The following is a 21,132-nucleotide window of genomic DNA, read 5'->3' as shown; positions in this document are numbered from 1 at the left end:
CGTTACCGGGTGGGTTGCCCGACTGCCCCATACCCGCCGAGTTCGTGTTCGCCGCGCCACGCTTCGCCGGCGAGCCGACGTCGGCTATCCGCGCGAGACACGGGTGCGGCACGATGGTGGCAGGGTGCGACCCACCCGTTACGGCACACATTCCGCCAACAACAGGAGTAGTGCGTTGACAACTGAGTTCGTGCGCCACGATCTGGCCACAAACCCCCACAGCGCAACCGAACCCGACCGCGTTCGGGTGATCCGCGAGGGGGTGGCCTCCTACCTGCCCGACATCGATCCCGAAGAGACGTCGGAGTGGCTGGAGTCCTTCGATGAGCTGCTGGAGCGCTCCGGCCCGTCGCGGGCGCGTTACCTGATGCTGCGATTGCTGGAACGGGCCGGCGAGCAGCGCGTCGCGGTCCCGTCGCTGACGTCCACCGACTACGTCAACACCATTCCGACCGAACTCGAGCCGTGGTTCCCCGGCGACGAGGACGTGGAGCGGCGCTATCGCGCGTGGATCCGGTGGAACGCGGCGATCATGGTGCACCGCGCCCAGCGCCCGGGAGTCGGTGTGGGCGGCCACATTTCGACTTACGCCTCGTCGGCGGCGCTCTACGAGGTCGGGTTCAACCACTTCTTTCGCGGTAAATCGCACCCCGGCGGCGGCGACCAGGTGTTCATCCAGGGCCACGCGTCCCCGGGCATCTATGCCCGCGCGTTCCTGGAAGGCCGGTTGACCGCCGACCGGATGGACGGCTTCCGGCAGGAGCACAGCCACGCCGGCGGCGGGCTGCCGTCGTACCCGCACCCGCGGTTGATGCCCGACTTCTGGGAGTTCCCCACGGTCTCGATGGGGCTCGGTCCGCTCAACGCGATCTACCAGGCGCGGTTCAACCACTACCTGCACGACCGCGGCATCAAGGACACGTCCGACCAGCACGTGTGGTGCTTCCTGGGCGACGGCGAGATGGACGAGCCGGAGAGCCGGGGCCTGGCGCACGTGGGCGCGCTGGAGGGCTTGGACAACCTGACGTTCGTGATCAACTGCAACCTGCAGCGCCTCGACGGCCCGGTGCGCGGCAACGGCAAGATCATTCAGGAGCTGGAGTCGTTTTTCCGTGGCGCCGGCTGGAACGTCATCAAGGTGGTCTGGGGCCGCGAGTGGGACGCCCTGCTGCATGCCGACCGCGACGGCGCGCTGGTCAATCTGATGAACACCACCCCGGACGGCGACTACCAGACGTACAAGGCCAATGACGGTGCGTACGTGCGCGATCACTTCTTCGGCCGCGACCCGCGCACCAAGGCGCTCGTGGAGCACATGAGCGATTCCGAGATCTGGAACCTCAAGCGCGGCGGCCACGACTACCGCAAGGTCTACGCCGCCTACCGCGCCGCCGTCGACCACAAGGGCCAGCCCACGGTCATCCTGGCCAAGACCATCAAGGGCTATTCGCTGGGCGCACATTTCCAGGGCCGCAACGCCACCCACCAGATGAAAAAGCTTGCGCTGCAAGACCTTAAGGACTTCCGCGATGCGATCCGGATCCCGATCAGCGACGCCCAGCTGGAAGAGGATCCCTACCTGCCGCCCTACTATCACCCCGGCTCCGACGCCGAGGAGATCCGCTACATGGTCGACCGCCGGCGCACCCTCGGGGGCTTTTTGCCCGAGCGGCGGACCAAGGCGAAGGCGCTGCGGCTGCCAGGCCGCGAAACCTACGCCGCGCTGAAAAAGGGGTCGGGAAACCAGGAGGTCGCGACCACCATGGCGACGGTGCGGACCTTCAAGGAAGTGTTGCGGGACAAAGAAGTTGGCCCGCGGATCGTGCCGATAATCCCCGACGAGGCGCGCACCTTCGGGATGGACTCCTGGTTCCCGTCGCTGAAGATCTACAACCGCAACGGCCAGCTGTACACCGCAGTGGACGCCGAGCTGATGCTGGCCTACAAGGAAAGCGAAGGCGGCCACATCCTGCACGAGGGCATCAACGAGGCCGGGTCGGTGGGGTCGTTCATTGCGGTCGGCACGTCGTATGCGACGCACAACGAGCCGATGATCCCGATCTACATCTTCTATTCGATGTTCGGCTTCCAGCGCACCGGCGACGGCCTGTGGGCCGCCGCCGACCAGATGACACGCGGGTTCTTGCTCGGGGCCACCGCGGGGCGCACCACGCTGACGGGCGAGGGCCTGCAGCACGCCGACGGCCACTCGCTGCTGCTCGCCAGCACCAACCCCGCCGTGGTCGCCTACGACCCGGCCTTCGCCTACGAGATCGCCTACATCGTGGAGAGCGGCCTGGCGCGAATGTTCGGGGAGAACCCCGAAGACGTGTTCTTCTACATCACCGTCTACAACGAGCCGTACGTGCAGCCGCCCGAGCCGGAGAACTTCGACCCCGAGGGCGTGCTGCGCGGCCTCTACCGTTACCGCGTCGCCACCGAGCAGCGGACCAATAAGGCGCAGATCCTGGCGTCCGGGGTGGCAATGCCGTCGGCGCTCAATGCCGCCGACATGCTCGCCGCGGAGTGGGACGTCGCCGCCGACGTGTGGTCGGTGACCAGCTGGGGCGAGCTGAACCGCGACGGTGTGGCCGTCGACAGGGCGAGGCTGCGCCATCCGGACCGGCCGGCCGGCGTCCCGTACGTCACCGAGGCCCTCGAGAACGCGAGCGGGCCGATTGTCGCGGTGTCGGATTGGATGCGTGCCGTTCCCGAGCAGATCCGGCCCTGGGTCCCAGGCACCTACGTCACCCTGGGCACCGACGGGTTCGGCTTCTCGGACACCCGGCCGGCGGCGCGGCGGTATTTCAACACCGACGCCGAATCGCAGGTCGTCGCGGTGCTGGAGGCGCTGGCGCGCGACGGTGAGATCGACCCCTCGGTGCCGATCGCCGCGGCCCGCCAGTACCAGATCGACGACGTACAGGCCGCCCCCGAGCAGACGTCGGACCCGGGGGTGGCCTGACGGGCGGCACGGCCCCGGCCACCCGCCCGCCCAGCGTGAAGTTATCTTCACGCTGGGCACCGAGCGTGAAGATAACTTCACGCTCGACGTCCGCCCCCAACGCCGCGAACAACACGCGCCGGCTTTGGGGGAAACTTCCAGAAATGGCGCGTAGGTTTTAGGGGTGAATGACAACCCCTTCGCCGGTCCGTTCGCCAAGCAGCCGCGATCGCCACTGGAGCTGCTGGATACCGTGCCGGACTCCGTCCTGCGCCGGCTGAAGCAGTACTCCGGCCGGCTGGCCACCGAAGCGGTCTCGGTGATGGGCGACCGGTTGCCGTTCTTCGCCGACCTGGAAGCCTCGCAGCGGGCCAGCATGGCGCTGGTCGTGCAGACGGCCATCAACAACTTCGCGGAGTGGATGCAGGACCCGCACAGCAACGTCAGCCACACCGCGCAGGCCTTCGAACTGGTACCCCAAGACCTCGCCCGCCGCATCGCGCTGCGCCACAGCGTCGACATGGCGCGCGTGACCATGGACTTCTTCGAGGAAGTGGTCCCGCTGCTGGCCCGCTCCGAAGAGCAGCTGACCGCGCTGACCGTGGGCATCCTCAAATACAGCCGCGACCTGGCGTTCACCGCCGCCACCGCCTACGCGAACGCGGCCGAAGCACGCGGCACCTGGGACAGCCGGATGGAAGCCAGCGTCGTCGACGCGGTGGTCCGCGGCGACACCGGCCCCGAGCTGCTGTCCCGCGCCGCGGCGCTGAACTGGGACACCACCGCCCCGGCGACGGTCGTCGTCGGCACCCCGGCCCCCGGCCGCGACGGATCGACCGGCCCGGACGACAGCGAGCGCGCCAGTCAGCACGTCCGCGATATCGCGGCCCAGCACGGGCGCGCGGCCCTCACCGACGTGCACGGCACCTGGCTGGTGGCGATCGTGTCCGGCCAACTGTCACCAACCGACAAATTCCTCGGCGACCTGCTGGCGGCCTTCGCCGACGGCCCCGTGGTCGTCGGACCCACCGCGCCGATGCTGACGGCGGCCTACCACAGCGCCAGCGAGGCGATCTCCGGCATGAACGCCGTGGGTGGCTGGCGCGGTGCGCCGCGGCCGGTGCCGGCCCGCGAGCTGCTGCCCGAACGGGCCCTGATGGGCGACGCGTCCGCGATCGTGGCCCTGCATACCGACGTGATGGGCCCGCTGGCCGACGCGGGTCCCACGCTGATCGAGACGCTTGACGCTTACTTAGATTGTGGCGGCGCGATTGAGGCCTGTGCCAGAAAGTTGTTCGTTCATCCAAACACCGTGCGCTACCGACTCAAGCGGATCACCGACTTCACCGGCCGCGATCCCATGCAGCCGCGAGACGCATATGTGCTGCGAGTGGCGGCGACGGTCGGCCAGCTCAACTACCCCATCAATCCGCCAAGCGCCGACAACAACGCCATGCCGGCGGTTCCGCTGCCGGTCAGAGGGGTCGCCGCGCGCCAATCCGGGTGACAGTGACCCAGGCAACAGATCGCGGCGCGATATCAAACCCGTAGCTTAAGGAGCTGTTTTGTAGGGAGTTCACAAAAACCTAAGACGAGGTTCATAATCTGATACACCCGCCAAAACCGTTTCCACAGTGTTCTCTTAAACACGTGATTGCATTGCTTGCGCCCGGACAGGGTTCGCAGACCGAGGGGATGCTGTCGCCGTGGCTCGAACTCGCCGGCGCTGCTGACCAGTTGGCGCTGTGGTCCAAGGCCAGTGGCCTCGACCTCGTGCGCCTGGGCACCACTGCATCGACCGAAGAGATCACCGACACTGCGGTCACCCAGCCGCTGGTCGTCGCCGCCACGCTGCTGGCCCATCAGGAGCTGACCAAACGTGGCCTGCTGTCGGATGCGGAACTGGTCGTCGCCGGCCACTCGGTCGGCGAGATCGCCGCATACGCGATCGCCGGCGTGATCGCCGCCGACGACGCCGTCGCGCTGGCCGCCACCCGTGGCGCCGAGATGGCCAAGGCTTGCGCCGTCGAGCCCACCGGCATGTCGGCGGTGCTCGGCGGGGACGAGGGCGAGGTTCTTGCCCGGCTCGAGCAGCTCGACCTGTTTCCCGCCAACCGCAACGCCGCGGGCCAGATAGTCGCCGCCGGCTCGCTGTCCGCGCTGGAGAAGCTGGCCGAGGACCCGCCGGAGAAGGCCCGGGTGCGCGCCCTGGGTGTGGCCGGAGCGTTCCACACCAAGTACATGGCGTCGGCGCTCGACGGCTACGCCGCCGCGGCGGCCGCTGTCCAGACGTCCGAGCCAACCGCCACCCTGCTGTCGAACCGCGACGGCAAGCCGGTCGCGTCGGCGGCCGCGGCGATGGAGGCGCTGGTCGCCCAGCTGACCCAGCCGGTGCGCTGGGACCTGTGCACCGCGACGCTGCGTGACCTGGAAGTCACTGCGGCCGTGGAGTTCCCGCCCGCGGGCACGCTCACCGGCATCGCCAAACGAGAACTTCGGGGGATCACGGCTCGCGCCGTCAAGTCTCCCGCAGACCTGGACGCATTGGCCGAGCTCTAAAGCCAGCTCGACCAGTTGCACAACCAGTACAACCGCATAGCACGTCAATTCGACTAACACACAACACATTACGAAGGGAAGCACGCTGTGGCCGTCAGCCAGGAAGAAATCATCGCCGGTATCGCCGAGATCATCGAAGAGGTAACCGGTATCGAGCCCTCCGAGGTCACCCCGGAGAAGTCCTTCGTCGACGACCTGGACATCGACTCGCTGTCGATGGTCGAGATCGCCGTTCAGACCGAGGACAAGTACGGCGTCAAGATCCCCGACGAGGACCTCGCCGGTCTTCGCACCGTCGGTGACGTCGTCTCCTACATCCAGAAGCTCGAGGAAGAGAACCCCGAGGCTGCCGAGGCGCTGCGCGCCAAGCTGGAGACCGAGAACCCCGAGGCGGTCGCGAACGTCAAGTCGAGGCTGGAAGCGGACAGCAAGTGAGCAAGCCTTCCACTGCTAATGGCGGTTACCCCAGCGTTGTGGTAACCGCCGTCTCGGCGACGACATCGATCGCGCCGGACATCGAGAGCACGTGGAAGGGTTTGTTGGCCGGCGAGAGCGGCATCCACGTCCTCGAAGACGAGTTCATCACCAAGTGGGACCTGCCCGTCAAGATCGGTGGACACCTCAAGGAGCCCATCGACGAACACATGAGCAGGCTCGACTTGCGCCGCATGTCCTACGTACAGCGGTTGGCCAAACTGCTCAGCGGTCAGTTGTGGGAGAGCGCCGGCAGTCCGGAGGTCGACCCCGACCGGTTCTCGGTCGTGGTCGGCACCGGGCTCGGCGGCGCCGAACGGATCGTGGAGAGCTACGACCTGATGAACGAGGGTGGCCCCCGCAAGGTGTCGCCGCTCGCGGTTCAGATGATCATGCCCAACGGCGCCGCGGCGGTGGTGGGCCTGCAGCTCGGCGCTCGCGCCGGGGTCATCACCCCGGTCTCGGCCTGCTCGTCGGGCTCGGAGGCGATCGCGCACGCGTGGCGTCAGATCGTCATGGGCGACGCCGACTTCGCCGTCTGCGGCGGTGTCGAGGGTCCCATCGAAGCGCTGCCGATCGCGGCGTTCTCGATGATGCGGGCCATGTCGACGCGCAACGATGAGCCTGAGCGCGCATCGCGGCCGTTCGACAAGGACCGCGACGGCTTCGTGTTCGGTGAAGCCGGGGCGATGATGATCATCGAGACCGAAGAGCACGCCAAGGCCCGGGGCGCCAAGCCACTGGCCCGGTTGCTGGGTGCCGGCATCACCTCGGACGCCTTCCACATGGTGGCGCCCGCGGCGGACGGCGTCCGTGCCGGCCGGGCGATGACGAGGTCGCTCGAGCTGGCGGGGTTGTCGCCGGCGGACATTGACCACGTCAACGCGCACGGCACCGCGACGCCGATCGGCGACACGGCCGAGGCCAACGCCATTCGGGTCGCCGGTTGCCAGGAAGCGGCGGTGTACGCACCGAAGTCGGCTCTGGGGCACTCCATTGGTGCCGTCGGAGCTCTGGAGTCTGTTCTCACGGTATTGAGCCTTCGGGACGGCGTGATACCGCCAACACTCAACTACGAAACACCCGATCCCGAGATCGATTTGGACGTTGTCGCGGGCGAACCCCGCTACGGCGATTTCCGTTACGCGATCAACAACTCATTCGGGTTCGGTGGCCACAACGTGGCACTCGCCTTCGGGCGTTACTGAGCACGGAAGGAACGTTCGCAAGACCCATGACAGAGCTGGTTACCGGGAAAACGCTCCCGAACGTGGTCGTCACTGGCATCGCCATGACGACCGCGTTGGCTACTGATGCCGAGAACACCTGGAAGCTGTTGTTGGACAGCCAAAGTGGTATCCGCAAACTCGAGGATCCGTTCGTCGAGGAGTTCGACCTGCCGGTGCGCATCGGCGGGCATTTGCTGGAGGAATTCGACAGCCAAATGACCCGCATCGAGTTGCGCCGGACGGGCTACCTGCAGCGGATGTCCACCATTCTGGGCCGCCGGGTCTGGGAGAACGCCGGCTCCCCCGAGGTCGACAGCAATCGCCTGATGGTGTCGATCGGAACCGGTCTGGGTTCGTCGGAGGAGATGGTCTTCAGCTACGACGACATGCGCGCTCGTGGCATGAAGGCCGTTTCTCCGCTGGGCGTTCAGAAGTACATGCCCAACGGCGCCTCGGCGGCGGTGGGACTCGAGCGCCAGGCCAAGGCCGGGGTGATCACGCCGGTGTCGGCCTGCGCGTCGGGTTCTGAGGGCGTGGCGCAGGCGTGGCGCAACATCGTGTTCGGCGAGGCCGACATCGCGATCTGCGGCGGTGTGGAAACGCGTATCGAAGCGGTGCCCATTGCGGCGTTCGCCCAGATGCGCATCGTGATGTCGACCAAGAACGACGACCCGGCGGGCGCGTGTCGCCCGTTCGACCGCGACCGCACCGGCTTCGTGTTCGGCGAGGCCGGCGCGCTGATGGTCATCGAGACCGAGGAACACGCCAAAGCCCGCGGCGCCAACATCTTGGCCCGCATCATGGGCGCCAGCATCACCTCCGACGGCTACCACATGGTGGCGCCGGACCCCAACGGCGAACGCGCCGGGCACGCCATGAGCCGGGCCATCCAGCTCGCGGGCCTGTCCCCCAGCGATATTCACCACGTCAACGCCCACGCCACCGGCACCTCCGTCGGTGACGTCGCCGAGAGCAAGGCCATCAACAACGCGCTGGGCGCTCACGGCGGCAACGCGGCCGTCTATGCCCCCAAAGCCGCGCTGGGCCACTCGGTGGGCGCGGTCGGAGCCGTGGAATCCATCCTGACCGTGCTCGCGCTGCGCGACCAGGTGGTCCCGCCCACGCTCAACCTGGAAAACCTCGACCCCGAAATCGACCTCGACGTCGTGGCCGGCAAAACACGGCCGGGCAACTACGAGTACGCGATCAACAACTCGTTCGGGTTCGGCGGACACAACGTGGCCATCGCCTTCGGGCGGTACTAAACCCGAGCAACACCGAATATCAGGAGACCTGCGATGACAATCACGGCCCCCGAGACGGTTGGCGAGTCGCTCGACCCTCGCGACCCGCTGTTGCGCTTGAGCAATTTCTTCGACGATGACTCCGTCGAGCTGCTGCACGAGCGCGATCGTTCCGGCGTGCTTGCCGCCGCGGGAACCGTGAACGGCGTGCGCACCATCGCGTTCTGCACCGACGGCACCGTCATGGGCGGCGCGATGGGCATCGAGGGGTGCACGCACATCGTCAACGCCTACGACACCGCCATCGAGGAGCAGAGCCCGATCGTGGGCATCTGGCACTCCGGCGGTGCCCGGCTGGCCGAGGGTGTCAAGGCACTCCACGCGGTCGGCCTGGTCTTCGAGGCGATGATCCGGGCGTCCGGCTACATCCCGCAGATCTCGGTGGTCGTCGGCTTCGCCGCCGGCGGCGCCGCCTACGGGCCGGCCCTGACCGACGTCATCGTGATGGCCCCGGAAAGCCGGGTGTTCGTCACCGGGCCCGACGTGGTGCGCAGCGTCACCGGCGAGGACGTGGACATGTGCTCGCTCGGCGGCCCGGAAACCCACCACAAGAAGTCCGGGGTGTGCCACATCGTCGCCGACGACGAGCTCGACGCCTACGAGCGCGGCCGCCGGTTGGTCGGGTTGTTCTGCCAGCAAGGGCATTTCGACCGGGACAAGGCCGAGGCCGGTGACACCGACATCCACGCGCTGTTGCCCGAGTCGTCGCGGCGCGCCTACGACGTGCGCCCAATCGTGGCCGCGATCCTCGACGCCGAGACGCCGTTCGACGAGTTCCAGGCCAACTGGGCGCCGTCGATGGTGATCGGCCTGGGCCGGCTGTCCGGCCGCACGGTCGGCGTGCTGGCCAACAACCCGCTGCGGTTGGGCGGTTGCCTGAACTCCGAAAGTGCCGAGAAGGCGGCACGTTTCGTGCGACTCTGCGACGCCTTCGGCATTCCGCTGGTCGTGGTCGTCGACGTGCCCGGCTACCTGCCCGGTGTCGACCAGGAGTGGGGCGGCGTGGTGCGCCGCGGCGCCAAGCTGTTGCATGCGTTCGGCGAGTGCACGGTTCCGCGTGTCACTCTGGTCACCCGAAAGACCTACGGCGGGGCCTACATCGCGATGAACTCACGGTCGCTCAACGCGACCAAGGTGTACGCGTGGCCGGACGCCGAGGTCGCGGTGATGGGCGCCAAGGCCGCCGTCGGCATTCTGCACAAGAAGAAGCTGGCCGCCGCGGCGGACCACGAGCGCGAAGCGCTGCACGACGAGCTGGCCGCCGAGCACGAGCGGATCGCGGGCGGCGTGGACAGCGCCATCGAGATCGGCGTCGTCGACGAGAAGATCGACCCGTCGCACACCCGCAGCAAGCTCACCGAGGCGCTGGCCCAGGCGCCCGCCCGCCGCGGTCGCCACAAGAACATCCCGCTGTAACTTTTTCTCGCGAGCAGACGCAAAAGCCCCCGACGCACGGCGTGTCGCGGGGCTTTTGCGTCTGCTCGCGCCCTAGCGCCCGCGGCCCAGGATCGCCGAAAGGGCTTGCCGCAGTTCCCCTTCGGGATCGACGGGGAGTTCCTCGGCGCGCCACCCGACGAAGTCGTCCGGCCGGATCAGCAGCGCGCCCTCCGGCGGCAGCCCGGTGACCGCCGCCCACTCGTCGCTGTAGAAGCGGTGCGCGGCCAGCGACGCCGAAGTCGCTGCCGCACACCAGCGCTCGTCCCCGGACAGCACGGTGAATCGGGGTCCCAGCAGATCGAGCGTCGAGACTCCCTCGCGCACCCAGACGTGCGGCAGCCGGGTGCCGGGCTGGGCGCGCAATTCCTCCACCAAGCCGCCGCCGTCCGCGTCAGCTGTCACCACCGCGGCCGAACGGTACCGGTACCCGATGAGCAGGGCGAACATCGAGCGCTCCTCGTCGGCCGGCAATTGCGGCGCATCGCCACCCGCCCGCAGCAGCGCCGCCGACGGCCCGGTGAGCGACTGACGCGCGGCGAATCGGCCCACCGGATGACGCTCGGCCTGGTAAGTCGCCAACAGCTCCGGCGCGGCGGTGCCGCGCAGGACGGCAGCGAGTTTCCACGCCAGGTTGTGTGCGCTTTGGATGGCGGTGTTGGCACCTCCGGCTTTGAACGGCGGCATGGTATGCGCCGAATCGCCGACGAGAAATGCTCGCCCGCAATCGAATTGGTCGGCCACTCGTTCGTATGGTTGCCACGCCGCGACCTCGATGATGTCGATGTCGATCGGTTCGCCGATCGCCTTGGTCAGCACCTCGCGGCAGCGCTGCGGGGTGAACTGTTCGGCCGTCTCGCCTGCGCCGGGAAAGTAGGTGGTGATGAACATGCCGAGATCGCCCTCGGCGACCAGGAATATGCCATCCACGTCGTCGTTTTTGACCTGCACGCCGTCACCGTCGTGCAACTCCGGGATGAAGTGCCGCCATGGCGCCCGGAAGTAGACGAACACGACATAGATGGGCAGGGCGCCGTACCCGGATGTGGTGATGCCCAGCCATTCGCGGATGGGGCTGTGCACGCCGTCGGCGGCCACCAGATAGTCGGCGCGGATGGTCTCCGACTCTCCCGACTCCGCGTCGTGCACCACCGCGGTGACTCCGGTTTCGTCCATCTCGATCGAGGACAGTGCCGTGCCATAGCGCACTTCGCTGCCGCCCCGTCTCGTCGCGTCGCGCAGGATCGGCTCGAGCCGGCTCTGCGGGCAATACTGCGCCGCCGGCTCGGGGCTGACCTCGTCCAGGCCGGCGAAGATCGCGTCGACGTCGAGCGCCGGCTCTTGCGCGGCGCTGTTGAGCGTGCGCTTGAGCACCAGCGCCGAGACGTGTTCGGCGACTTCTCGCACCTCGTCGCCAAGCCCCAAGCCGCGCAGAATCTCCGAGCTGCGGAAACTCAGGTTGCGGGCCTTCGGGTAGAGGAAGAATTCCCGTCGCTTCTCGACCAGGAGCGAGCGCACGCCGTGCTGGGCCAGCAGCGTCGACGTCGCGAGGCCGCCGACGCCGGCTCCGACGATCAAAACCGGGACACGCGTCGTCATCGCATTCACCTCCGAAGGCAGTATTTTGACAGAGACTACCATTCGATATTGACTCTCATATAGCCGCAGTTTGCTGCGTGTCGGACGGCTTCCAGAAATTCCAGCTAAAGGCCGTTGCGCCATCAGCAGGAGTGGGTAAACAACGCTCAACGCGTCTGCAGTTGGTGACGTCCTAATCGAAAGGGGCATCGGATGGGTCGTGAAGAGGGTGGCCGGTGGGACGTCGGCATCCAGGACAATGCGGTTCGCCTCGAGCGCATCTCCGATGGCGACGAGCGTGTATTCGATGATTCGCTCTCGGCCGAAGAGGCCCGTGACCTCGCCGGCCTGTTGACGAAGTTCGCAACCAAGCTCGAAGAGGCCGCGGATTCCGACGAGACCGAGGGCTCGAAGGGCGGCGACGACTCCAAGGACTCGAAGGACGACGAGGACTCCAAGGACTCCAAGGACGACGACTCCAAAGACTCCAATGACGATGACGACGAGGACGACTCCGACGACGATGACTCCGAGGACGACGAGGACGACGAGGACTCCAAGGACTCCAAGAAGTCGTCGGACTAGGCGCCTGGCGCCGCTTAGCCGACGCGCGCCAAGAACTCGGTTGCCACCGGAACAACGCGCTCCCGGTCGCGCGCCACCAACCCGATCCGGGTCCGCCGATCGACGATGTCGGAGACATCCAGCGCGCCCTCATGGGTTATCGCGTATTCGAATTCCGCCCTGCTGACGTCGATTCCCTCGACGACCGGTTCGGTGGGGCGTTCGCAGGTGGCGGAGGCAATCACCTTGGACGCCTCAGCCCCGTAACGCTGCACCAGTGACACCGGCAGCGCGGTGTCCGTCGCGGCGATCACCCCGGGGTTCGCCGGCGCTCCGATCAGCGGCAGATTGCGGGTCCGGCATTTCGCGGCGCGCAGCCGCCGTACCCGGATCGCGCGGTCCAGCACATCCTGTGCCATATAGCGGTATTCGGTGAGCTTGCCGCCGATCACGCTGATCACCCCCGACGCCGACTCCACGACGGCATGTTCGCGGGAGACGTCGGCGGTGCGGCCTTCGCCGGTGTCGATCAAGGGCCGTAGCCCGGCGTAGGCGCCGATCACGTCGGTGGCGGTGAGCCCGGTCCCCAATCCGGTGTTCACCGTGTCGAGCAGGAACGTGATCTCCTCGACCGAGGGTTCGGGCACATCGGGAATGGCGCCGGGAGCCGCCTCGTCGGTCAGCCCCAGATAGACGCGGCCCAGCTGTTCGGGCATGGCGAAAACGAAGCGGTTGAGTTCACCGGGAATCGGAATGGTCAGCGCCGCAGTCGGATTCCCGAAGGCCTGGGCATCGAACACCAGGTGCGTGCCGCGGCTGGGCCGCAACCGCAGCGAGCCGTCGATCTCGGCCGCCCACACCCCGGCCGCGTTGATGACGGCGCCCGCCGACACGTCGAACGATCCCCCTCCGCGCATGTCGGTCAGTCGCACCGAGGTCCCGGTGGCCCGCGATGCCGACACGTGGGTCAAAACTCGGGCGCCATGCTGCGCCGCGGTACGGGCGACCGCGGTGACCAGTCGGGCGTCGTCGATCAGTTGACCGTCGTAGGCCAGGAAGCCACCGTCCAGACCGTCGCGTCGCACGGTGGGCGCCATCTGCACGACACGCCCTGGCGAGATCCGGCGCGAGCGGGGCAGGGTCGACGCCGGGGTGCCGGCGAGGAACCGCAACGCGTCACCGGCCAAAAACCCGCCGCGCACCAGCGCCCGCTTGCCCGAACTCATCGACGGCAGCAACGGCACCAATTGGGGCATCGCACGAACCAGGTGAGGGGCGTTGCGCGTCATCAAGATTCCCCGCTCGATGGCGCTCCGGCGGGCAATGCCGACGTTGCCAGTCGCCAGGTAGCGCAGCCCGCCGTGGACCAGCTTGGAACTCCACCGGCTGGTGCCGAACGCGAGATCGTGCTTTTCCACCAGCGCCACCCGCAACCCGCGCGCCGCGGCATCCAACGCGATCCCGGCACCGGTGATGCCGCCGCCGATCACCACCACGTCCAACGGCTCACCGTCGGCGAGTGCGGTCAGATCGGCCGCGCGGCGCGTGGCATTCAAGGCGGTCGGGTCAGGTATCACGACAGATATCCATTCAGTGCGTGGGCAAGTTCGGTGACCAGCGCATCGGCGTCGAGCATCGACTCGACGATCCCGGCCGACTGAATGGTCGATTGCGCGATCAGCAGCACCATGGTCGCCATCTGGACGGGGTCCCCGCGCCGGACGCTACCGTGCCGTTGAGCCGCCCGCAGCCGGGCGGCAAGCGCGTCGATCAGCATGCGCTGGCTCGTCCCCAGGCGTTCGGTGATGTACGTCGACGCGAGATCCGAGTGCAGTACCGACATCACCAATCGGTCGGCCCGCAACAGATTGGTCACCGTGACTATTTGTCGCACAAGCGATTCGCGATCCTCCCCGAGTAACGGCGCGTCGCGCATCGCTTCGGTGATGTGCTGGGTCAACAGCGCCGCCACGATCGACTGTGTGTCCGGCCACCGCCGGTACACCGTCGGCCTGCTGACGCCGGCGCGTCGGGCTATTTCGGCTAGCGTCACCCGGTCCACGCCGAAGTCCACCACGCAGCTGCCCGCCGCCGCGAGGATCCGCTCGCCGGTGTCCAGCTCTTTGTTACGGATTGACAGCATGTGTAATACTGTAACGCATGACCGACCCTCAGGGGCTTTTGCCACCGATGAAATGGAACGCATGGGGAGATCCCGCCGCGGCCAAGCCGCTGTCGGAGGGGATCCGGTCATTGCTGCAACAGGCCGTGGGGGTCGAGGGGTCCCGCACGGCCGAACTGCAACCCGACCAGGTGCAATTGCGCCCGTCGGCGTTGTCGCAGTCCGATCACAAGGCCCTGGCCGCCATCGTCGGCGCCGAATACTGTCGGACCGCGGACCCCGATCGGTTGCTGCATGCGGGCGGCAAGTCAACCATTGACCTGCTCAACCGCGCGCAGCGTGGCGTGCAGGATGCGCCCGACGCGATTTTGCTGCCAGGTGACGACGACGCCGTTGCCGCGATCCTGCGCCACTGCACGCAACACCGCATCGCCGTCGTGCCCTTCGGCGGAGGCACCAGTGTGGTCGGCGGCCTCAACCCCGACCGTGGGGAGTTCTCCGCCGTCGTCTCGCTGGATCTGCGGCGCTTCGACCAACTGATCTCGCTGGACGACGTGTCCGGCCAGGCCGTTTTCGGGGCCGGGGTCACCGGCCCGGAAGCCGAACGACTCCTTGGCGCACAAGGCTTTTCGCTCGGCCATTTCCCGCAGAGCTTCGAGTACGCCACCATCGGCGGCTTCGCCGCGACGCGCTCCTCCGGTCAGGACTCGGCGGGCTACGGCCGGTTCAACGACATGGTGCGCGGGCTACGGGTGGTCACTCCGGTGGGCACCATGGACCTGGGTCGCGCGCCGGAATCCGCCGCGGGTCCCGACCTGCGCCAGCTGTTGATCGGCTCGGAGGGCACCCTGGGCGTCATCACCCAGGTACGGCTGCGCGTGCACCGCGCGCCGGAAGCCGTCCGCTACGAGGCGTGGTCGTTCCCCGATTTCGAGACCGGGGCCGCGGCCCTGCGCGCCGTCACCCAGAATGCCACCGGCCCCACCGTCATTCGGCTCTCCGACGAAGCCGAGACCGGAGTGAACCTGGCCACCACCGAGTCGATCGGCGAGTCCCAGATCACCGGCGGATGCCTGGCCATCACCGCCTTCGAGGGCACCAAGGAACACGTCGAAAGCCGGCACGCCGAAACCAGCGCTCTGCTGGCGGCGCGGGGCGGAACCTCGTTTGGCGACGGTCCGGCGCAGGCGTGGGAGCGCGGCCGGTTCGGCGCACCGTACCTGCGCGATTCCCTGCTCGCGGCGGGTGCGCTGTGCGAAACGCTGGAGACCGCCACCAACTGGTCGAACGTTCCCGCGCTCAAAGCCGCTGTCACCCAAGCACTTACCGACGCGCTCGCCGCGACAGGCACTCCCGCCTTGGTGATGTGCCACATCTCCCACGTCTACGCAGAAGGCGCCTCGTTGTACTTCACCGTCGTCGCCGGGCAACGGGGCAACCCGATCGAGCAATGGAAGGCCGCCAAAAAGGCGGCGTCGGATGCCATCATGGCCACCGGCGGGACCATCACCCACCACCATGCGGTCGGTGCCGACCACCGCCCGTGGATGCGCGACGAGATCGGCGAGCTGGGAGTGCAGGTGTTACGCGCGGTCAAGCAGACATTGGATCCGGCCGGAATTCTCAACCCCGGCAAGCTGATTCCGTGACACCGCCGCGCCGCCGAGAAATCGCCAAGGTGATCGCGCTGACCAACCCCGTGTCGGGCCACGGCGCCGCGGTCCGCGCCGCCCAGCTCGCGATCGCCCGGCTGCACCGCCGGGGCGTGGAAGTAGTCGAAATCATCGGCGACGATGCGCAAGACGCGCGGCACCTGGTCGGCGCCGCCCTGGAGAAGGGCGCCGACGCGGTCATGGTGACCGGAGGCGACGGCGTCGTCTCCAACGCCCTGCAGGTGATGGCCGGCACCGACATCCCGCTGGGCGTCATTCCGGCCGGCACGGGCAACGACCACGCCCGCGAATTCGGCATTCCCACCAAGGATGCCGAGGCCGCCGCGGACATCGTCGTCGACGGCTGCACGGAATCCATTGACCTGGGCCTGATTCGGGACAGCAACGGCGTCGAGAAATGGTTCGGCACGGTGGCGGCCACCGGCTTCGATTCGCTGGTCACCGACCGCGCCAACCGGATGACCTGGCCACACGGCCGGCTGCGCTACTACGTCGCGATGCTCGCCGAGCTGTCGCAGCTGCGGCTTTTGCCATTCCGCCTAATTCTCGACGGCATCAAAGAGGTCGACGCGGACATCACGCTGGCCGCCTTCGGCAACACCCGCAGCTACGGCGGGGGGATGCGGATCTGCCCCGGCGCCGACTACACCGACGGTCTGCTCGACATCACCATGGTGCACGAGGCATCCCGCACCAAGCTGGTCCGACTGTTCCCCACCGTGATGAAGGGCACCCACGTCAACCTCGATGAGGTGAGCACGGCCAGGGCCCGGTCAATCCACGTGGAGTGCCCCGGCATCAACGTCTACGCCGACGGCGACTTCGCCTGCGCGCTGCCGGCCGAGATCTCGGCGGTGCCGGGCGCGCTGCAGATCCTGCGGCCCACTGGCGAGCGGGAAACCTAACCGACGCCCCGGCTCAGCCAGGTCACCTCTCCGACGTCGCCGCCGTCGCGGTAGGGCTCGAGTGCCTCATCCCAGGCGGTGCCCAGCACCGAGTCCAGTTCCGCCGCCAAGGTGTCGGCGCCCTGGGCCATCATCGACCGCAGGCGCATCTCCCCGACCATGACGTCGCCGTTGGCGCTCATCGCGCCGCTCCACAGGCCGAGCTGTGGGGTGTGGCTGAAGCGGTGGCCGTCGACTCCGGGGCTGGGGTCCTCGGTGACCTCGAACCGCAGCACGGACCAGGACCGCAGCGCGTTGGCCAGTTTGGCGCCGGTGCCCACCGGACCGACCCAGTTGGTGACCGCGCGCAGCTGCCCGGGCATCGCCGGCTGGGGCGTCCAGGTCAGATTCGCCTTGGCGCCCAGGGACGACGACAACGCCCACTCGACATGCGGGCAAACCGCCGCGGGTGACGCGTGCACGTACACCACGCCGGTCGTCACGTCGGCGAATTGGTTCGACGCTCGCATATCCTGCTCCTTCGGTTCCACGAGGGACGTCTTCCCCAACGACCTGCGGACCCGACAAACAGGGCAGCGTGCTGAATTCTTCGATTTTTTGTGTGTCGTGCGTGTCTATTGTGCCTTGTGATACCCCTGTTGCGCTAGTGTGCGTTTCCCACTAGCTGTAAGCGGCTATCACGGCGTCAGAAATCGCCGGCCACGGCCCCAGCGCCCAGTCCCCGAATTCCCGGTCCGTGAGCACCACCAGCGCCAGGTCTTTTTGGGGATCTGCCCAGATGAAACCGCCTGCTTGGCCAAAATGTCCGTACGTTCGCGCGGAATTACCCGCGCCCGTCCAGTGCGGCGATTTCGTGTCCCGGAGCTCAAAACCCAGCCCCCAATCGTTGGGCCGCTGCACCCCGTAACCGGGCAGAACGCCGTCCAGACCGGGAAACTGCACGGTCGTCGCCTCGGCGTGCAGGTCCGGCGAGACCGTCACCGGGCGCAACAGGTCCCCGGCGAACGCCGCCAGGTCCGCCACCGTCGACCTCGCCCCGAATCCGGCGGCCACCGCGCCGCCCTCCAGGACGGTCGCCGCCATGCCCAGCGGTTCGCATACCGCCTCGGTCAGGTAGCGCGCGAACTCGATGCCGGTCTGTTGCTCCACGGTCTGACCCAACACGGTGAAGCCCTGGTTGGAATAGATCCGGCGGGCACCGGGCGCGGCCAGCACCTGGTCGGAGTGCATCGACAGACCGGAGGTGTGGGCCAACAGGTGGCGGACGGTCGCGCCGGGCGGCCCGGCGGCCGTGTCGAGGTCGACCGCCCCTTCCTCGATAGCGACCTGCACGGCCCGGGCGGCCAGCGGCTTGGTCACCGACGCCAGTTCGAACACCCGCCCGGTGTCGCCGTGGCTGGCCAGCACACCATCGGGTCCGATTACCGCCGCGGCGGCGGCCCCGACGGGCCAGTCGTTCAGGGCGTCGAGGGCCGCCATCACTTCCGGGCGATGTAGTAGTTGTTGATCGGGTCCGACTCGATCTCGGCCACGCTCACGTCGGCGAATCCGGCATTGCCCAGCATCGAGACGGCCAATTGCGTCCCCCAGGCGGTGCCCAGTCCGGCCCCGTCCAGCGCCAGCGACACCGTCATGCAGTGCATCAGCGACGTCGTGTACAGGTAGGTGCTCATCGGCACGCCGACGTTCTCCTCGAGCCGGCTCGACGCCTTGATGTCGGCCATCAGCAGCACGCCGCGGGGCCGCAGCGCCCGGTAGATGTTCTCCAGGACGCGCGCCGGTTGCGCCTGATCGTGGATGGCGTCGAAGACGGTGATGACGTCGTAGGCGTCCGCCTTGTCCAGGTCAGCCAGATTGTGGCTCTCGAAGGCCGCATTGGTCAGGCCGAGCTCCTCGGCCTCCCGGATCCCGGTGGCAATCGCCTGCTCGGAAAAGTCGATCCCGGTGAAGCGGCTGGCCGGAAACGCTTGTGCCATCACGTTGATGGCGTGTCCGCTGCCGCAGCCGAAATCCGCGACCTCGGCTCCGGACCGCAGGCGCTCCACCAGGCCGCCCACCAACGGCAACACCACGTCGACCAACGCGGTGTCGTACACGACGCCGCTCTGCTCGGCCATCAACGCGTGAAAGCGGGGAAACTCGCTGTAGGGCAGACCGCCGCCGGCGCGGAAGCACCCGATGATTTTCTGTTCGACCTCGGCGAGCACCGGAAACAGCAGGGTCACCAGGGCCAGGTTGTCCGGTCCGGCCTCGCGCGTCAGCACCTTGGCGCGCTCCGCGGGCAACGAGTAACTGGCGGTGCCGGGGTCGTACTCGACCACGCGGCCGGTGGTCATGCCGGCCAACCACTCTCGGACGTAGCGCTCGTTCAACCCGGCAGCCGAGGCGATCTGCTCGCTGGTGGAGGGTGCCATCCCGGCCATCGTGTCCAGCAGGCCGGTCTGATGCCCGATGCTCAGCAACAGCGACAGGCTGGCGCCGTCGATCGCCGCGGTCATCCGTTCGGTGAATTCTTCGGTGGTTTCCAAAGCCGTCACGCACAGCGACGCTACACCCGGTCCATGGCTGGACAACCCGCCGAGAGATGTATGGCGGCGGTCAGTAGGTTGGAGCCCATGAGTCAGACAGTGCGCGGCGTGATTTCACGTAAGAAGGGCGAGCCCGTCGAACTGGTCGACATCGTCGTCCCGGACCCCGGGCCCGGCGAGGCTCTGGTCGACGTCATCGCCTGCGGGGTCTGCCACACCGATCTGACCTACCGCGAGGGCGGCATCAACGACGAGTATCCGTTCCTGCTCGGCCACGAGGCCGCCGGCCGGGTCGAGGCCGTTGGGCCGGACGTGACCGCCGTCGCGCCAGGCGACTTCGTCGTGTTGAACTGGCGCGCGGTGTGCGGGCAGTGCCGGGCCTGCAAGCGCGGCCGGCCGCAGCTGTGCTTCGACACCTTCAATGCCACGCAGAAGATGACGCTGACCGACGGCACCGAACTCACACCCGCCCTGGGCATCGGGGCGTTCGCCGACAAGACGCTGGTGGCCGCCGGCCAGTGCACCAAGGTCAATCCCGAGGCCGACCCGGCGGTGGCGGGCCTGCTGGGTTGCGGGGTGATGGCCGGACTCGGCGCGGCGATCAACACCGGGGCGGTCACCCGGGATGACACCGTCGCGGTGATCGGTTGCGGCGGCGTCGGTGACGCCGCGATCGCCGGTGCGGCGCTGGTGGGCGCGCGGCGCATCATCGCCGTCGACACCGACAACACGAAACTGGACTGGGCCCGCAAGTTCGGCGCCACCCACACCGTCAACGCCCGCGAACTCGACGCGGTCGAGGCGATCAAGGACCTCACCGACGGGTTCGGCGCCAACGTGGTGATCGACGCGGTGGGCCGGCCCGAAACCTGGAAGCAGGCCTTCTACGCCCGCGACCTCGCCGGAACCGTTGTGCTGGTGGGTGTTCCGACCCCCGACATGCGCCTGGACATGCCGCTGGTGGACTTGTTCAGCCACGGCGGGGCGTTGAAGTCGTCGTGGTACGGCGATTGCCTGCCCGAACGCGACTTCCCCACCCTGATCGACCTGTATCTGCAGGGCCGGCTTCCCCTCGAGAAGTTTGTCTCCGAGCGAATCGGGCTAGACGGCATCGAGGAGGCGTTCGAGAAGATGCATGGCGGCAAGGTACTGCGATCGGTGGTTGTGCTCTGATGGTCGACATCGATCGGGTGGTCACCCACGGCACCTTTGAACTCGACGGCGGCAGTTGGGAAGTCGACAACAACATCTGGCTGGTCGGCGACAACTCGAATGTCGTGGTGTTCGACGCTGCCCACGATGCGGCGCCGATCATCGAGGCGGTGGGGGGTCGCCATGTGGTGGCGGTCGTGTGCACGCACGGCCACAACGATCACGTCACGGTGGCGCCCGAACTCGGCAAGACGCTGGACGCACCTGTGCTGCTGCACCCCGCCGACGACGTTCTGTGGCGAATGACCCACCCGGACAAGGATTTTCGCACCATATCCGATGGTGAGACGTTGAAGATCGCCGGCACCGAGTTGAAAGCGTTGCACACTCCGGGTCACTCCCCTGGATCGGTGTGTTGGTACGTGCACGACCTAGGCGTCGTATTCAGCGGCGACACCTTGTTCGCCGGCGGCCCCGGCGCGACGGGGCGTTCGCACTCCGACTTCCCGACGATTCTGGAGTCGATTTCCGGGCGGCTGGGCAAGCTGCCCGGCGAGACCGTCGTGCATACCGGCCATGGGGACAGCACCACGATCGGCGAGGAGATCGTGCACTACGAGGAATGGGTGGCCCGCGGCCACTGAGTACTCCACACTGTTTAAGGAG

18 protein-coding genes are annotated in these 21,132 nt (G+C 67.6%); 12 read left to right on the top strand and 6 right to left on the bottom strand.

Going from position 1 to position 21,132, the window contains the following annotated elements; all coding sequences use genetic code 11:
- Nucleotides 1-175: 175 nt before the first annotated feature.
- The 7 genes from aceE to AC5Y30_RS01960 all read left to right on the top strand — a co-directional run bounded on the left by aceE (nucleotide 176) and on the right by AC5Y30_RS01960 (nucleotide 9,926).
- Nucleotides 176-2,965, top strand: coding sequence for a pyruvate dehydrogenase (acetyl-transferring), homodimeric type (aceE, locus tag AC5Y30_RS01990; RefSeq protein WP_499915837.1), 2,790 nt, complete (start codon nucleotides 176-178; stop codon nucleotides 2,963-2,965).
- Nucleotides 2,966-3,128: 163 nt separating this feature from the next.
- Nucleotides 3,129-4,451: a PucR family transcriptional regulator gene (locus AC5Y30_RS01985; protein ID WP_499915835.1), complete on the top strand. Its 1,323-nt coding sequence runs from the start codon at nucleotides 3,129-3,131 to the stop codon at nucleotides 4,449-4,451.
- A 143-nt stretch (nucleotides 4,452-4,594) separates the two neighbouring features.
- A complete protein-coding gene (locus AC5Y30_RS01980) occupies nucleotides 4,595-5,503 on the top strand; it encodes an ACP S-malonyltransferase (RefSeq protein ID WP_499915834.1) in 909 nt (302 codons plus the stop codon).
- Nucleotides 5,504-5,590: 87 nt separating this feature from the next.
- A complete protein-coding gene (gene acpM, locus AC5Y30_RS01975) occupies nucleotides 5,591-5,938 on the top strand; it encodes a meromycolate extension acyl carrier protein AcpM (protein ID WP_007770614.1) in 348 nt (115 codons plus the stop codon).
- Nucleotides 5,935-7,185 carry a 3-oxoacyl-ACP synthase KasA gene (gene kasA, locus AC5Y30_RS01970; protein ID WP_499915833.1) on the top strand — a complete coding sequence of 417 codons (1,251 nt, stop codon included), beginning with the start codon at nucleotides 5,935-5,937 and terminating at the stop codon, nucleotides 7,183-7,185. Before acpM ends, kasA begins: the two co-directional genes overlap by 4 nt.
- Before the next feature lie 26 nt (nucleotides 7,186-7,211).
- Nucleotides 7,212-8,471, top strand: coding sequence for a 3-oxoacyl-ACP synthase KasB (gene kasB / locus AC5Y30_RS01965; RefSeq protein ID WP_499915831.1), 1,260 nt, complete (start codon nucleotides 7,212-7,214; stop codon nucleotides 8,469-8,471).
- Between the two features lie 33 nt (nucleotides 8,472-8,504).
- Entirely contained in the window at nucleotides 8,505-9,926 is a 1,422-nt protein-coding gene (locus tag AC5Y30_RS01960) for an acyl-CoA carboxylase subunit beta (RefSeq protein ID WP_499915829.1), read from the top strand.
- A gap of 72 nt (nucleotides 9,927-9,998) precedes the next feature.
- Here AC5Y30_RS01960 and AC5Y30_RS01955 read toward each other — a convergent pair whose 3' ends face one another.
- Nucleotides 9,999-11,543, bottom strand: a complete 1,545-nt coding sequence (locus AC5Y30_RS01955) for an FAD-dependent monooxygenase (RefSeq protein WP_499915827.1) — start codon at nucleotides 11,541-11,543, stop codon at nucleotides 9,999-10,001.
- Nucleotides 11,544-11,735: 192 nt separating this feature from the next.
- Between AC5Y30_RS01955 and AC5Y30_RS01950 the strand changes: the two genes are divergently transcribed.
- Nucleotides 11,736-12,107: a hypothetical protein gene (locus AC5Y30_RS01950; protein WP_499915825.1), complete on the top strand. Its 372-nt coding sequence runs from the start codon at nucleotides 11,736-11,738 to the stop codon at nucleotides 12,105-12,107.
- 14 nt (nucleotides 12,108-12,121) lie between these two features.
- Here AC5Y30_RS01950 and AC5Y30_RS01945 read toward each other — a convergent pair whose 3' ends face one another.
- Nucleotides 12,122-13,663 carry a glycerol-3-phosphate dehydrogenase/oxidase gene (locus tag AC5Y30_RS01945; RefSeq protein WP_499915823.1) on the bottom strand — a complete coding sequence of 514 codons (1,542 nt, stop codon included), beginning with the start codon at nucleotides 13,661-13,663 and terminating at the stop codon, nucleotides 12,122-12,124.
- A complete protein-coding gene (locus AC5Y30_RS01940) occupies nucleotides 13,660-14,229 on the bottom strand; it encodes a TetR/AcrR family transcriptional regulator (RefSeq protein WP_499915821.1) in 570 nt (189 codons plus the stop codon). Before AC5Y30_RS01940 ends, AC5Y30_RS01945 begins: the two co-directional genes overlap by 4 nt.
- Before the next feature lie 47 nt (nucleotides 14,230-14,276).
- Here AC5Y30_RS01940 and AC5Y30_RS01935 point away from each other — a divergent pair, with 47 nt between their 5' ends.
- Both AC5Y30_RS01935 and AC5Y30_RS01930 read left to right on the top strand, forming a co-directional pair.
- Nucleotides 14,277-15,857: an FAD-binding oxidoreductase gene (locus AC5Y30_RS01935; protein WP_499916728.1), complete on the top strand. Its 1,581-nt coding sequence runs from the start codon at nucleotides 14,277-14,279 to the stop codon at nucleotides 15,855-15,857.
- On the top strand, nucleotides 15,854-16,786 hold the full coding sequence (locus tag AC5Y30_RS01930) for a diacylglycerol kinase (RefSeq protein WP_499915819.1): 933 nt from the start codon (nucleotides 15,854-15,856) through the stop codon (nucleotides 16,784-16,786). Before AC5Y30_RS01935 ends, AC5Y30_RS01930 begins: the two co-directional genes overlap by 4 nt.
- On the opposite strand, the gene AC5Y30_RS01925 is transcribed toward AC5Y30_RS01930, so the two are convergent.
- The 3 genes from AC5Y30_RS01925 to AC5Y30_RS01915 form a co-directional block, all read right to left on the bottom strand.
- A complete protein-coding gene (locus AC5Y30_RS01925) occupies nucleotides 16,783-17,295 on the bottom strand; it encodes a DUF3145 domain-containing protein (protein ID WP_067132670.1) in 513 nt (170 codons plus the stop codon). The genes AC5Y30_RS01930 and AC5Y30_RS01925 overlap by 4 nt on opposite strands.
- A gap of 151 nt (nucleotides 17,296-17,446) precedes the next feature.
- Nucleotides 17,447-18,265, bottom strand: a complete 819-nt coding sequence (locus tag AC5Y30_RS01920; protein WP_499915816.1) for a serine hydrolase domain-containing protein — start codon at nucleotides 18,263-18,265, stop codon at nucleotides 17,447-17,449.
- A complete protein-coding gene (locus AC5Y30_RS01915) occupies nucleotides 18,265-19,284 on the bottom strand; it encodes a class I SAM-dependent methyltransferase (protein ID WP_499916726.1) in 1,020 nt (339 codons plus the stop codon). Before AC5Y30_RS01915 ends, AC5Y30_RS01920 begins: the two co-directional genes overlap by 1 nt.
- 117 nt (nucleotides 19,285-19,401) lie before the next feature.
- Here AC5Y30_RS01915 and AC5Y30_RS01910 point away from each other — a divergent pair, with 117 nt between their 5' ends.
- Nucleotides 19,402-20,487 (top strand): S-(hydroxymethyl)mycothiol dehydrogenase, encoded by a 1,086-nt coding sequence (locus AC5Y30_RS01910; RefSeq protein ID WP_499915815.1) that lies wholly within the window; start codon nucleotides 19,402-19,404, stop codon nucleotides 20,485-20,487.
- Nucleotides 20,487-21,110, top strand: coding sequence for an MBL fold metallo-hydrolase (locus AC5Y30_RS01905; protein WP_499915813.1), 624 nt, complete (start codon nucleotides 20,487-20,489; stop codon nucleotides 21,108-21,110). Before AC5Y30_RS01910 ends, AC5Y30_RS01905 begins: the two co-directional genes overlap by 1 nt.
- Nucleotides 21,111-21,132: the final 22 nt, after the last annotated feature.

The sequence above is a fragment of the Mycobacterium sp. NGS27 genome (assembly GCF_059813005.1).
The sequence above is the reverse complement of the archived record's forward strand: the minus strand, read 5'-3'. Positions and strand labels throughout refer to the sequence as shown.